This window comes from Colwellia sp. RSH04 (assembly GCF_003545765.1).
GTDB lineage: Bacteria > Pseudomonadota > Gammaproteobacteria > Enterobacterales > Alteromonadaceae > Colwellia.
In genome coordinates this window covers 104,921-121,046 of sequence record NZ_QXIO01000008.1, presented here as the reverse complement: position 1 = coordinate 121,046, position 16,126 = coordinate 104,921, and the positions used below count along the sequence as shown (strand labels likewise).

Here is a 16,126-nt window from a genome sequence, read left to right as displayed (position 1 = left end):
GCATACAATGTTTTTTTTCACTTACGTTTTGTAACATCTTCGGATGCTTCTACTTTACCTGTTTAGTAAAAAATAAAAAAATTTGGTTAGTTGAATAACTCAGTATGCAACTGAACGACTAACAACTCAGTAACAATCACTTTTATCAATTAAGTGAATCTCCCAAACCGTTACTCGAAAAATGCAATGCTAGCGCTTTTCTAGCAAGTCAATATAGCTATTGATGAAAGAGGAATCTCGTAAAAGCCTATAACAATTATAAATTAACGGATAGGTATTGCATAACTTATCCCTTAGTAAAAAAACGGGAACTTATATGACACATTCTGTCGCTAAAAAGTTGCTTACCGCGATCGCTGTAGCAGGTGCTTTTGCATCACACAGTGCTCAGGCAAGTGATACCCCTCTATGTGGTAGCACCACCGCATCAGGTGGCGCACTCACGGTTGGCCAAACTGAGTGTACCTCAGGCAACGGCCTATACTTTTATGTCGATGTTGAAAACGATAACACTGAACTTGAGATTTCTACCTCTGGTGGAACAGGTGAAGCTGATATCTTAGTCAACACCTCTGGGTGGGCAACAAGCTCTAGCCATACTCAAAGAACAAATAATGAAGGAACTGAAGAGTCATTATTGGTAACAGCGCAAGCTGGTCGTTTATACATCAGTGTATTTGGTAATCATGAACAAGTAACACTTAATGTAAAAGAAGCTGGTACAGATAATGGCAATGATAATGGTGAGCTTTGTGCTAACCCTAGTAGTTCGAACGCAACATTAACACTTGGTGAAGTAAGATGTACCTCAGGTAATGGATTATACTTTAGTACCAATGTTGAAGAAGATGGCACACCACTGACCATTACGACGACTGGTGGTACTGGTGAAGCTGACATTTATGTAAACTCTAGCTCTTGGGCTACACGTAGTAGTTTTACTGCTTCGTCAGTAAACTCTGGTACTGAGGAATCATTATCAGTTACTGCAAATGCAGGTACCTTCTATATCTCTCTCATGGGTGCTCACGAAGGCGTTACATTAAGCCTGAATGGTGAAACCGATTCTGGCGGCGGTGATAACGGCGGCGGTGATAACGGCGGCGGTGATAACGGCGGCGGTGATAACGGCGGCGGTGATAACGGCGGCGGTGATAACGGCGGCGATCCGGTACTTTGTGGTGCTAAAACTACATCAGGTTATGCTTTAACACTTAATCAAACCGAGTGTATTTCAGGTAATGGTCAATACCATTATTTAGATGTTGAAGCAGATAACACAAACCTTACTATTACTACAACAGGTGGTACGGGTGAAGCAGACCTTTATGTTAATACTGGTGGCTGGGCTTCTTCAAGCAACAACATAGCCTCTTCAGCAACAACAGGTACTACAGAAGAAAGTATTTCATTAACTGCTGATGCAGGTCGTTTATATATCACTATCTTTGGAAATAACGATCAAGTTACTTTTAGTGTAAGTGATGGCTCAAACGGCGGTGATAACGGCGGCGGTGACAACGGCGGCGGCAATGACGATTACGTAGTTATTGACAAAAATGTTGTTGTTTCTATCCCTGCACCAACGTTAACATCGGCTAGTCAATTTACTGATGTTGTTAATGAAATCATTGCAGGCTCATGGGCTGACTGGGCTGCTATTGCTAGCAGAGCAGAAGATCCAATTGGTGATGTTGCTGATGCAATTCACTTCTTAGCTGCACAAGATGACATCACAAGTACAGATCTTGATCAATTAGTTTACTTCTTAAGAAACTACTCATTCAACGGTACAACTGGTGATTTTACTGCTGATGAAGTAACTCGTTTAAGCAATGCATTACATGCTGTTGCGAAAATGACTGACTTCCACTCAACTGAAGCGCCAGCTGGTTTAATTCAAGAAGGTTATGCAACAGCAATGTTAAACTTAGCATTAGCACCTGCAAGTGACGCCTTTGAAGAGCACATTCCACATTTACTAGCCTTAACTCAGTATTACTCTGAATTAACTAATCCATATAGCTACGACAATTTTGGTTACAGTACTAACCAACTGTTAAAGGCTTTTTATGATATGGCTTTTGAAGGCAAGTCTAACGCTACATTGAGTACTGCCTTTAATAATCAAATGTTATCAGTAATTTCTGCGTTACGTGCTTATGGTTTAGGTGAGACAGCCTTAGACTTACGCTGGGATGCTGATAGTGATAGAAAATGGATATTAGCACATACTTTATTAGCGCTAGGCCATGTAAGTAACCTTGCAGATGATGCAACAAAAGAACGCATTGATAGCATTGTTATTGAAATCTATAACAAAGTAACTACTGATATTTCTGAAGAAACAGCTAAACGTGAAATAGGTACAACCTATCTTGACGCTGTTGGCCGTACTTGTGATGAAAATGATGCATTAGCTAATTACTGTTTACCTGAGTTAACTGCTGAAGATGTGTTATCTACGACTTATCAATGTAATGACAACTTAACTATCCGTGCTCAATCTATGACCCCAGAGCAGTTAGATAGTTCATGTCAAAAGATGTCAGCAATGACTGATAAGTTCCATAACTTCTTTAATACAGGTAACCAGCCCGTTGCTGATGATACTAATGCGAAATTAGAAGTCGTTGTTTATGCATCGCCTGAAGATTATGAGCAATACGGTTATGACTTCTTTGGGCATAACACAGATAATGGTGGAATTTACTTAGAAGGTGATCCTTCAGTTGAAGGTAACATTGCACGTTTTCATGCTATGCAATGTCCAGAAAGCTGGGTAGGTTACTCTTGTGAAGCTGAAGGTGATGTTTATAATCTTGAACATGAATACACTCACTATCTTGATGGTCGATATAATTTATATGGTGCTTTTGAGTATCATTTAAATACCGTATCTTGGGCTGAAGGTTGGGCAGAGTATTTATCTAAAGGTGTGGGCGATACTCGAAACTTAGGTGACCTTGCAGGTGAAACTGTGCCACCTTTGCATAATGTTTTATTCATGGATTACTCTTTTAATAATTTATATCCATGGTCATACATTACTATGCAATACCTCGCTGAAAACCGTAAAAGTGATGTATTAGCAGCAGCACAAGCGGCTCGTAATAGTGACAAAGCTGCATTCGATGCTGTGTTAGCAAATATTGTTGCCACTGATACCGATTACACTGACTGGGTATTAGCTAATACCGATGCAATTGCTCCTCCTCCTCAAGTTATTCCAGCAGCCAATACGTTTGGTAGTTGTGACCTTGTATACCAATATGTACGCAATAGTGATATTGCTGCTGAAGTCTCAGTAACAAACACTACTGATACTCCCGTAACATTATATTGGGTTAATAACCAAACAGGTGAAGTTAACTATGACAACCCTTATGCTACTTTAGCGCAAGGTGAGAGTTATAGTGCTGATTACTGGGCAAATGGTGATCGCTTAGTGGTTACTGATAACTACAAGAACTGTTTAGGCGTTGCTGTAATGACAGAATCAGTGAATACTTTCACTGTTGATGCTGAAATGGTTAAAGATGCAGTCTCTGTTGAAGTTATTCCTGCTGCAAATACTTTTGGTAGCTGTGACTTAACAAACGCTTACGAGCGTAGTGCAGATGGTGCTGAGATTTCAGTTACTAATACCACAGATACGCCTGTTAGCCTTTACTGGGTAAGTTCAACGACAGGTGAACCAAACTTAGATAACAACTACCAAACCTTAAACAATGGTGATACCTACAGTGCAGATTACTGGGCGCAAGGCGACCGTATGATGATTGCAGAAAGCAACAACAAGTGTTTAGGTATTGCTGTATTAACTGAAGCTGTAAATACCTATGTAATTGATGCTGATTCATTTACTGATGGCGACGGTTCTGGTGATGGTTCAGGTGACGGTTCTGGTGATGGTTCTGGTGACGGTTCTGGTGACGGCTCTGGCGACGGCTCAGGTGACGGCTCTGGCGACGGCTCTGGCGACGGCTCTGGCGACGGCTCAGGTGACGGCTCTGGCGACGGTTCTGGTGACGGTTCTGGTGACGGTTCTGGTGACGGTTCTGGCGACGGTTCTGTTATTCCTACTCTACCAACTAATCCGGGCATGTGTGGCGCTGATACAATTGTTGAGCAAGAATTAACCTTTAACCAAGTTGAGTGTGTAAACATCTCAGGCTCTTCTTCTTACTATATTTTTGTTCCACATGACAACGTTGAAATAACCATGTCTACTGCTGGTGGTACTGCTGATTTAGCAATTTACACAAGCGCTGAAACATGGGCAACAACGAGTAATTATGAACATGTATCAACAAATACTGGTACTAGTGAAACAGTTACTTTTACTGCTAATAAAGGTTGGTTATACGTTTTATTAGATGCTAACGGTGGCGATGCTAGCGAAGTTAGCTTCTTAATTGCTACTGATACGTCTAAGTTCCCTTCAACAGGAGGTGGTAATGACATCCCTGATGATGGTTTCCCTACTGATGCTACACGTTTCTTAGGACTAAACGGCGATAACCTTGTAGAGCGTATTGCAATTTCTCATCCACAAAATGTTAGCCCTATTTATAAGATTAGTGGAGCAGATGCGACGCAGGTATACTCTGAAGCGAATATGATTGCTATCGCCAATGCTATCAATACACGCGCTCCAGGATATACAGGTACAGATACAACAGGGTTGCAATCATTATTATACTTCTTACGCGGTGCTTATTATGTACAGTTTGCTCATCCAGAAGATGTGCCTGAGTATACTTCTGCTGTAACAGATGCTATTGCAACAGCGCTTAGAAACTTATTTAACAACACTAACACTTGGATAGTTAGCGAAGAAAACGGCAACGTATTAAAAGAGGCGTTGATTACCGTTGATTCTGCCTACTTAGGTGCTGCTTTTAACGATATAACCATTAAAGTACTTAATGACTATAATGCAAATTGGAAATCTAGCTTTAACATGAATGCTGCAGCAAATGCTGTTTTCACTACTTTATTCCGTGCTCAATGGGATGAAGCAATGCAAGCACTATTCATTGCTGACGATAGTATTTTAGATGTTTTGTTTAACTTCCAAAATGCTAACCGTGACATGATTGGTACTGATGCTGAGTATGTTTTATTAAATGCTGTTAACGAAATGTCTCGCTTATATCATATCGATGAGTTATTTCCACGTGTTAAGTCGTTAGTTAAAGCGGTACTTGATAGCTCAAGTAAAGATGACGAAACTAAAGCATTATGGATAAAAGCAGCTAGCATGTCTGATTTCTACGATCGCGCAGATTGTGGTTATTATAATATCTGTGGTTTCGCATACACCTTAGAAGCTGAAACATTAACCTTCAACTACAAGTGTTCTGATAGCTTGAAGATTCGTGCTCAGCACATGTACAACGATCAAGCAGCTTGGATTTGTGAAGTATTAGGTGGTCAAGAAACAAACTTCCATCAAATATTGAACACAGGTTACCAGCCAGTTGCTGACGATAATAACCAAGCATTAGAACTTGTTATTTTCGACTCATCAGAAGATTACAAAACCTATGCAGGTCAATTCTTCGGTATTGATACTAATAATGGTGGTATGTATTTAGAAGGTGCACCAATTAATGAGAAGAACCAAGCGCGTTTCATTGCCTATGAAGCCGAGTGGATAAAACCTGAATTCCATGTTTGGAACCTACAGCATGAATACGTTCATTATTTAGATGGTCGTTTCGATTTATATGGAGATTTCCAACTTGGTATGACTGTTAGTACGGTATGGTGGTCTGAAGGTCTTGGTGAGTATATTTCTCAAGGTGACGGTAATGATTTCGCAATTTCTGTGGGTGAATCTCAAGAAGTGGCATTATCTGAAATCTTCAAGAATGACTATAACTCAGGTCAAACACGAATCTATCGTTGGGGTTACCTAGCAGTTCGCTTCATGTTTGAAAACCATAGAAACGATGTTGACCAAATCTTAAGCTTGACACGTACAGGTCAATTCACGGAATATCAAACTTATATGGATAACATCGGTACAAGTTACGATGCTGAGTTTAATGACTGGTTAGTGAATGGTGTTGTGTTAGGTGAAAGCAACATTGTTGAACTTGGTCCTAATGATGAAGACTCTACTACTTCTGGTACAGCAGGCAACTGGGCTGGTGAACCTGTAACAATCAGTACTGATTTCTCTCCTTGTGTAGTGAATGTTCAGGCGAATGCTCATGATCCAGAAAATACAACTGTATCAACAAGCCAAATCGTTGAATGTATTAACTCTTCAGGTGGCCACGCATCATTCTTCATCCGCAATGAAGATGCTTTATCTACTCGCCTTACACTAACAACTTCTGGTGGTTGGGGTAATGCAGACATTATGTTTAAAGCTGATGACTGGCCAACTGCGCAAGATAATGACGGTTATGCAAACGGTGACGGTAACTGGGATAGTTTAGATGTGCAACTAAACCCTGACGTTTACTGGCACTACATCACTTTAGATGGTGAGTTTGGTGGCGTTGAATTAATAGTTTCTGAACGTTAATCAACCGTGACTAACTAAGCATTTAATCGCTTAAATATTAAAAACCCAACACTGATGTGTTGGGTTTTTTTATACCATACTTAAAGTACATTTAACATGCGAGTAGAGATTATCACTATTGCGACAGTTAATATAAAAAAGAAAATTACAAAACATCCTTTCATGATAGAGGCTAACTTATGTTTAAACTTCGCAAGCCATGACTTAGTTTCTATTGAGTCTACTCTTTTACCAGAAAATGTGATGATGATACTGTAAAACAATAAAAGCCAAATCAGCCCTAACAGACAGATTTTCAGTAGATTATCATGTACTGACACCGCAACAGGAAAAATAAGCTGATAAGCTATAAAAAGCATTAAACAAACAGCGGAAAACAATAAGAACTGTCTTAGTGGCATTAGAGCATTAGAAATTTTTTGCAATGTTAAATACATCTTGTTTCCTAGCAAAAGATAACGTTTGAACAAACGTTTTTGATAAAAAAGCTTAAACTGACATTATAAATGTTATGTCTATCAAATAGTGTTATAAAGCCTACAAGCTACCCGATTATAGGTAAAAAGCAGTGATACTAAATTAATGGGGTTGTAATAAGATTATACGGGCTTTTAGCTATTGCCAAATGTCAGATACAAAAATGCGGCTCATTGAGCCGCATTTTATACTAGCTTATATCGTGCGTCCTGCACTAAATATGGTGTTCTCGTTTCTTCCTTGAATAACTATCCTTAGTTTATCCTAATGAGTCCTCTCATTGTCCTTTTACTACTGTCTTCCTGACGTTGATCTTCCTAATCAACCCACATCCATGTTTATTTCGTCCTTTAGCAACATCCTGCCACTATACTTTATCCTTAAAGGTCCTTTAACAAAACATCCCGTTTTGAGTTTCCTAGTTTCCTTACAACATCCTTATTATATCAATCCTTTGATATTTCCATTATCATGGTTTATCCTAAAACCACTCTTGCTTATCCTAAGCAAGTATTCCTGCGAGCGAATCCTTGTTCATAATAAAGCCCCCTGCTCCATGTCGTCCTGACAGTATTAATAATACACCTATTTCAAAATGCGAGAAGCATGATATAACTAAAAACTTAGTTGTAATATGAATGTAACAAAAGCAAAACAATAACAACCCTATACAAAACAATAAGATAGAAATAAAAACCTTCGGTTTTTCAACATCAATTGCCAACATATCTCACGACCTTGTGCGACATGTCTTACATAGTTTACAGAAATACTGAAGTTAAACTTATTAAAATAAGCTAAAAGTCTTACTTAGCCGCTTGTTTTGTTAAAATAATGTATAGTAAGTTAACAATTAAAGGTTAAAATTTCACAAATAAAACGTTAACTTTTCAAAATATTTTATCTGGATTTAAGCATTGCCAAAAAACTTTAGAAACTTCGCATTATGTATTGCAGTTATACTTACTTTGTTCCCATATGGTTATGTTCTGGAGTCTTCTGCAACAAATGTTAAACAATACGCTATTTTGATAATTCAACTTTTATGCTTTGTTTTTACAGTAATCGCGTATAAACACAGTCAGTCTAGAAGTTTGATACAGTTTTGGCAGTTTTTTAGCTTAGCGATTATTTCAGCCTCAATACCTTCTTTTATTGGCCTGTACAATCAAGTTTCGCTTTCCTTTTTTTTTAAAGACTTTACAACGTTACTCAGTTACTTTTTCATTTTACTCGCCATAGAAAGTACTCCTCACTTATCAGGAAATGCACAAAATAAACATATAAGTGGAAAGGTACCTGCTATATGCTTTTCTGTCCTTTGTTTTTGTTATTTTATTATCATGCCATTTGAATTTGCAGAACAAAAATACCAAACTCATTTGCCATCAATATCATTTAATCTTTGTATTACTTTATTTATTGTTATTCGCTTAAGTGTTTTAACAATCGCCAGTCAGCATAACTTTTGGTATAAAACCTATGGCTTAATGACTTTCGGGGCTATCGCGATTCTCCTCAATGAAACAATAAGCTTCATCATGTTTTATCAAATAGCCAACACAGAATATTTTTTCAATAGCTCAATACAGCTATTGCCCTATTGCGCACTATTATTTGCTGCAAACCTTTCTCTTATACAAAAAAGTAAACCTGTAACATATAGACAAGTACCTCAAACCGAAATATACATTTTAATGCTTTCAGTAAGCTTAATCGTGATACATATAGTTGGTATTGAGTTTTCATTGATTTATTTAGTACAAACCAGTTACCAGTCTGGTCTTATTATTATATGGCTATTCATAGCCATCACTTTAACTTCTCTTTCTTTGTATAATAGAAAGAAAATTCATCTCAAATTAAAGAAGCACATAGAAACCCTTAGTGATGAACAGCACTCCCTAAAAACCTTAAATACTCAACTTAACAATTCGTTGGTTCACAGCAAAGATAAAGCCATTGTGAACGCATCTAACAATGCTATATTAACCTGCTCAGTTAAAGGCAAAGTTTTATCTGCAAATCCTGCTGCGGTACAAATATTTCAATGCTTAGAGCAAGAGTTATTAAACTCTGAAATTGCTAATTTATTTTCACTCGATGATAAAATGCATTACTTCTTTAGTTTTAAAAGTAATGTTTATGCCTTACAAAGAAAAGATAACGGTATTTCTATTGAGTGTACTGCAAAACGAACTGACAGCTCAGAGTTTCCAGTTCAAGTAGAGTTACAATGGGCAGAAAGAGAGGAGCAGCCTTTAATTGTTATCACCTTTATTAACTTAACAGCAAGGAAATTAGCTGAAAAACAAACACTTGAATTAAAAGATAAATTCATCGCAAATATTTCTCATGAATTTCGAACTCCACTAACAATTATCAATGGAATATTAGATAGGTATTTAATTGATGCAAAAACTCAGCAAGAAAATGAAGAGCTCACTACGGCAAAACGTAATGGGTTAAGATTAGTGCGCATGGTGGAGCAATTACTAGAATTATCTCGCCTAACAGACAATCCATCATTAACACTGTCGACTTACAGGCTAAGTACCTTAATGTCTATGCCCTCAGATTCATTTTCAAGATTAGCTACACAAAGTAACTTAACCTATGATGCAAATATTGGGGATGATCTTTGGTTAGAATGTGATGCTCAAGCTTTTGAAAAAATAATATTTAACTTATTAGCAAATGCAATAAAATACACCCCTTCAGGCGGCCAAATAAAAGTTAACGCCTATCAAGATAAAGACACAATTATTCTAGATGTAATAGATACTGGTATTGGTATTAATAAAGCCTCCCAAGCTAAAATATTTGATCGTTTTCAGCGCGCCGATGACGATAAGAACCAAGCAATTTTCGGTGTAGGTATTGGATTGTCTCTAGTAAACGAGTTAGTTAAAGCACATCAATGGCGCATTAATTTAGTCAGTGAATACAACCAAGGAAGCAAATTTTCTCTTTCAATACCACTTGCACAACCCGTAAAAATTGAAAGTTCTCTCCCAATGAGTATTTCTGAAAATGAAGTATCATCATTATTGGTTGAACAAAAAGAACAAATAAATAAACAAACAGATCATTCACAACAAGTGATATTAGTGATCGAAGATAACTTAGATATGCAAGGCCATATTAAGCAAGTTATCGAACAAAAACATCATTGTTTATTAGCGAGCAGTGGAGAACTGGGTTTAACATTAGCTGAAGAGTACCTGCCAGATTTAATTGTTTGCGATATTATGCTGACTGGTATCGACGGTTTTGAAGTATTAAAACAATTGAAAGACAACGATATTACTTCACATATTCCAATTATATTATTAACTGCAAGGTCTGATCTTGATAGTCGATTACATGGATTAAATTTACAAGCTGATGATTACTTAAGTAAACCTTTTAACCAACAAGAGCTTTTAGTGAGAATTGACAACTTAATCGTAAATAGAAAACAGCTTCAACAAAGCTTTCAGCAAAAAATTGCTAATACACAAAAAGAAGAAAGAAAAGAAACATCACATCAAAATGTCGCCTATTTATTAGAAAACGATCACAACACAGATTCAATCAATGAACAATTTTTATCAAAATTGGAGCAAATTACCGCAGAAATGTATGCTGAAACAGAGCTAGGAATATCTCATTTAGCCAATGAAATGGCCATGAGTGAAAGACAACTACAACGAAAAATAAAAGTACTATTAGGGACAACACCTAATAACTTCATTAAAGAGTTTCGCTTAAGAAAAGCACAAGCATTATTAAAAAGTGGAACACAAATAGGACGTATTGCATTAGATGTAGGCTTCTCGTCACAAACTTATTTTGGAAGGTGCTTCAAAGAAAGTTTCGGCTGTACACCAAAACAATTCCAACAGAAGCACGTGGAATCCAGTTGATTACTATTTTTGTTATATTATCCCTGTTTAATTACGACTTGCTGCTTTAACACGACAAGCTTATTAACTTTCAACACATTCATGTAATTAAATGGCTGCTCTTTAGGCTCACATAAACCTAACCAAGACAAGTTTGACTCATCTTTAACTAAATTTAACCCTAACTCAATAATTACGTTGACTTGATCCCACGATACATCAACAGGCTGCTCACGGTTAAAAGGATAAAAAGAATACGCCATACTTACCGTTGTTTGAGGCCCCAAAATATCCTCAAGTCGCTTCGTTAAGCGTATAGATAATTCTGCGGCATTATTTTCTTTTTCATAACCAATAATAGCAAAAGTATCAGTTGACCAGCGTATAACTAAATCATCAGAATTACGGCTATAAAGCAGTAAATCAGTTAAGTTAACGAGTTGGCTATTAGTTACATTATCTAGATCATCGATTCTTATCATTAGGATATAAAGCCTAGGCAATATATTACGCTGAACAGGTAACAAATTTTGATGAATATTATTCATTAACTGGCTAGCTTGCTCTATGTAAATATCCAGATAGCGACGGCTTTTTACGCCAGTGACTTTATCGATAGTTGCTGCTTTTTCTAACTGCTTATTAACATGCTCTAGTTCAGAATTTTTTTGCGTATACTTTTCTGTTTTTTCTTCTACTTGTTTCTCTAATAATTGCTTTTGTTGTTGCTCTAACAGCAATTTTCGATTTAAAAAGCGTGAATACATTAAAATAGCAAAAGCAACTATTGAAACATAAATAAAATAAGCCCACCACGTATTCCAAGGTGCAGGCTTCATAATTACATTCAATTGATACGGTTTACTCCAAACATCATCGCTATTGCCTGCAATAATCTGCAACTGATAACTTCCTTGAGGTAAATTTGTATATGTTGCCCGTCTTAATTTATCAGCATTTACCCACTGTTGATCAAAGCCAAGTAATCTATACTTATATCGCGTTGATTCTGGATTGGCATAATTCAAACCAACATACTCAAAAGAAAGAACTTGATCCTTATAATTAAAAATAACTTCGGATAAGTCACTTAAACTTTCATCAAAAACAATCGGCTCATTTAAGTTTAGTATATTTGTTAAACGAACAACTGGTGCTTGCCTAGAACCTTCAATATCGTTTGGGTTAACACTAACAAAACTTTTACCTGCACCAAAATATATCGTGTTATCAGCACTAGAAAAAATTGAACCATGATTGAAATCTAAATCAATTAACCCATGACTAAGCCCAAAATGCTTAAAACGAGAATTTTTACTATCATAACGAGATATTCCTTTATTTGTACTAAACCATAAGAAGCCACGATCATCTTGAGATATCCCATAAACAGTTCGACTTTTCATACCATCTTTTGTATCTAAATACTGAAATGAAAATTGATTATTTTCCATATCATGTTGCTTCATTATGTTTAGTCCAGCAGCTTGTGTGCCAACCCAAAAGTTTTCATCTCTATCCTGGTACATAAACCATGATAAATCACTAGAAATACTTCCAGTTTTCGATTCATCATGACGAATATGAGTAAACTTCATGGTTTTTAGATCTAATCGACTTAATCCTCCACCATATGTCGCAAGCCAAAGCCCACCCTGTTTATCATCTAACATATGTAAAATATGGTTGCTACTTGGCTCGAGTTCAATATTACTTTTGTTATGAGCAAAGCGCGTAAAATTATCATCAGAATTAAGTCTATTTAGTCCTTGATGAAAAGTAGATACCCAAAGATTTTCATCACTATCTTTTAAAATATCAGTAATACTATTAGCAGAAATAGATGTATTGTCGGTTTCAATATGCTTATATGCGGTTATTAATTTACTCTGTAAGTCTATTTTGAATAAGCCAGAAGAGCGGGTTCCCACCCATAAATAATCTCCATCATAAAATAACTTCATTATGCGTAATGATGAAAAGTAATTGTCAAAATCTATACGAGTAACTTTATTATCAGATAATGACAACCGATAAATACCTCCACTGTAAGTACTAAAGATCACTGAGCTTTCATTATCTTGAGCAAAACTGGTGATATTGTCATTTTGTAATTGAGGATGTGTTTGGACACTATATTGTCTAAATTTAGTCATATTAGCATCCCATCGATTAACACCTGTCATAGTGCCTATCCACATCAAATTATTACTATCCTCAAAAAACGTTAAAGTAAAGTCATTACTCAAACTGTAAGGATTTGTCGCTGAATGCTTATATCGAAAGAAGTTATCATTGAGTTCATTGTAAATTAATGCACCTTTATCAGTAGCAATCCATATTTGCCCAGTAGAGTCTTGAAAGACATCTTCAATCGTATTACTAATAATGGATTTTTCATCGCTAATATCAAATTTATAATGCTTAAATTTTTTATCTTTAGGGTGATACCTTATTAAGCCATTATCAACAGTACCAATCCAAACGTATCCTTGCTTATCTGAAAGCAGAGCATTAATAAATTGATCATTACCGATATTTTTTTCCTGTGATTGGTAAGTTAGTGTTGTTAAAAAATTTCCTTTTTTATCAAAGACAGAGATTCCACCACCATTTGTACCAACCAATACTCGATTATCTTCAATTTCAGTAATGGCATGCACAGTATTGTGCGATAAGCTATTAGGGTTTCCTAATTCTTGGTGAATTTGTTTAACCCGCCATTTACCCTCTTCTGGGTAAATAATATTGATACCATTGTCAGTACCAACCCAAAGGTTGCCGTCATTGCTTTCATATAGTGTATTCACACTATCATTTGATAATGGTAAGCTTTTGTTTTTCGTTGAAAAGTGTATAAAATCTTGACTTTTTTCTTGGTAAAGGTTTAAACCTCCTCCTCGCGTTCCAACCCAAAGTTCATCGCGTTTATTTATAATAATACTACTAACAACATTTGAGCTTAAAGAGCTAGATAAGTTTGTATCATGATGAAAGCTCATATAATGGTAACCATCAAACCGATGTAATCCTTCTTGTGACCCTACCCACATAAATCCATTTTTATCCTGAGCTAATGTTCTAACAAAAAGGTAAGACATTGGATTATCTACATTGAACCTTTTGAATAACTTTACCTCTTGAGCAAATGTACTCTGATTAAATAGTAATAATAGTATGATAAGTTTTTTCACGAAGCTTGTACCAACGTCTGAGAAACAATATAAATAAAAATCTATATTAAATGAAAAAGCCACTACTTCAAGTAGTGGCTTTTATATGGAAAGGATAATAACTATTCTTGATCAACCCAGTTATTAACTGCGATTGTAGCGGCTTCACTCCCTTGCAGGTTATTCTTCCATATAAGACCATCAACTAAAGCCTGTTCATCCCAAACTAAAACTTTTGTTTCGAAATTATTTTTCCAAATCAAACCATCTGTAGTTGCAGAGTTTTTCCAAATTAAACCATCCGAAACAAAATGATTTTTCCAAATTAAACCACTACCATCAATTAACTTCTGGTTATGCTGCCAAACATACTCCTCACCCAAACCTTCAATATAAAAATTACCATTTTCATCTATATTTGCAGGTCCAAAGAAATGATTTTCACCAGCTAAATCTTTAGCAATATTTAATGATTGATTTGCACATCCAAAAGCACTGCTTTCAATAGCGTCTTTTGCATTCACTACACCAGCACCTTGCTGAAATACACTGTATGCCAGTTTTCCATTGTTGTCTAAAGCGTGATGAGCACTGTCCATCAATCTGCATTTCACATCATCAGGTGACAAGTTTGGGTTATCTGTTAACATTAATGCCACTACACCTGAAATTACACCAGCAGCTTGTGATGTGCCTGACATTTCAAAGTAACGTCCACCATCATGAAACTCAGGATGTTGAGTTACAATTTCAGAATCAAATGACATTAAACCTGAGATATGACCGCCGGGTGCCAGTATATCAGGCTTAACAAAACCCGAAGGCGTAGGCCCTGCTGAACTAAAGCTCGCGAGTTTATCGTCTTGAGTATTTGACTCTGTATAAAAGTCAGTCATTGCTCCTACAGTAATAATGTAAGGCACATTCCCTGGTACGCCCACAGTCATGGGTTCAGGCCCTTTATTTCCAGAAGATGCGATTACAACAATGCCCGATTGCCAAGCTTTCATCACTGCTTGGTTTAACGGGTCTTGCCAATAAAGTGATCTAACAGGACCACTAAATGACATATTTAATATACGTAAATTTATTTGGTCTTTAACTTGAATTGCCCATTCAATGCCACGAATAACATCTGCATAGGTCGCCTTACCTTCATAATCAAATGCTTTAATACCTACAATAGAAGCATTTGGAGCAACCCCATAAAGCTTCCCGTTAATATCAAAATCACTATTACCTGCAATACTAGCTACATGCGTTCCATGACCGTTAGCTTCATCGTCATAATTATGCAAGGTATTATTAATTGCATCATAAGTTCCCCAAGCTTTATCTTTACCATATAAATCAGTAGATAAGCCTGAAAGTTGATCTAAACCTGTATCTAAGAAACCTATCGTTACCGCATCTCCGAAGTTTCTTACTTGATGGGCTGATGTAGCATCGATAACTTGATTTACTGCTGCTTTTGGCTGCCAACGTCGTTGACCTTTTCTCCAACCATTATTTGCGTAAGCTAATTTAACTTGATAGTTAGGCGTAACAAATAGCTCCACTTTATCTTGAAGTAAAGTTAATTGTTGTTTAGATAATTCTATAGCCAGCGCATTAATAATGGCTAATTCATGGGATGGAGTTAGCCCTAATGAAGCAACATCTTCTTTTAATAAAGAAAAATCTTTTGCACTAAGAATATAAGATTGGGTTGTACTTTCTTGATGACTTATCCTTGTTAAGACATAACTTCCTGTTGCCAAACTTATAATTGTTAATATTATTAAAGGCTTTACAAATCTTTTATAAGATTCAAACAACATATTTTTCCCCTATGGTAAGTACACTAATCTACTGCTTATTACTTACAAGACCCGTGTTATATAACGTACATGCTCACTTGTTAAAATAAAGTAAACCTTTAGTTACTAGCTTTAACTTACCGAGTATCACCCTCACATGTCAATAACAAAGCAAACATAATTGCAATAAATAGCATATTTGGGGTTACTAAAACAAAAATATCCAGCTTACGAGAAGTAAGCTGG

The 16,126-nt window shown here is 36.3% G+C and carries 4 protein-coding genes; 2 read left to right on the top strand and 2 right to left on the bottom strand.

From position 1 onward, the window contains the following. Positions 1 to 316: 316 nt before the first annotated feature. The gene (locus tag D1094_RS13790; protein WP_118960694.1) at positions 317 to 6,544 is read left to right on the top strand and encodes a collagenase; all 6,228 of its coding nucleotides are present in this window, start codon (positions 317 to 319) and stop codon (positions 6,542 to 6,544) included. A gap of 1,394 nt (positions 6,545 to 7,938) precedes the next feature. Then, positions 7,939 to 10,929, top strand: coding sequence for an ATP-binding protein (locus tag D1094_RS13780; RefSeq protein WP_118960692.1), 2,991 nt, complete (start codon positions 7,939 to 7,941; stop codon positions 10,927 to 10,929). A gap of 17 nt (positions 10,930 to 10,946) precedes the next feature. On the opposite strand, the gene D1094_RS13775 is transcribed toward D1094_RS13780, so the two are convergent. Further along, a complete protein-coding gene (locus D1094_RS13775) occupies positions 10,947 to 14,009 on the bottom strand; it encodes a two-component regulator propeller domain-containing protein (RefSeq protein WP_259337966.1) in 3,063 nt (1,020 codons plus the stop codon). A 194-nt stretch (positions 14,010 to 14,203) separates the two neighbouring features. Then, positions 14,204 to 15,901, bottom strand: a complete 1,698-nt coding sequence (locus D1094_RS13770; protein ID WP_118960690.1) for a S8 family peptidase — start codon at positions 15,899 to 15,901, stop codon at positions 14,204 to 14,206. Positions 15,902 to 16,126 lie beyond the last annotated feature (225 nt).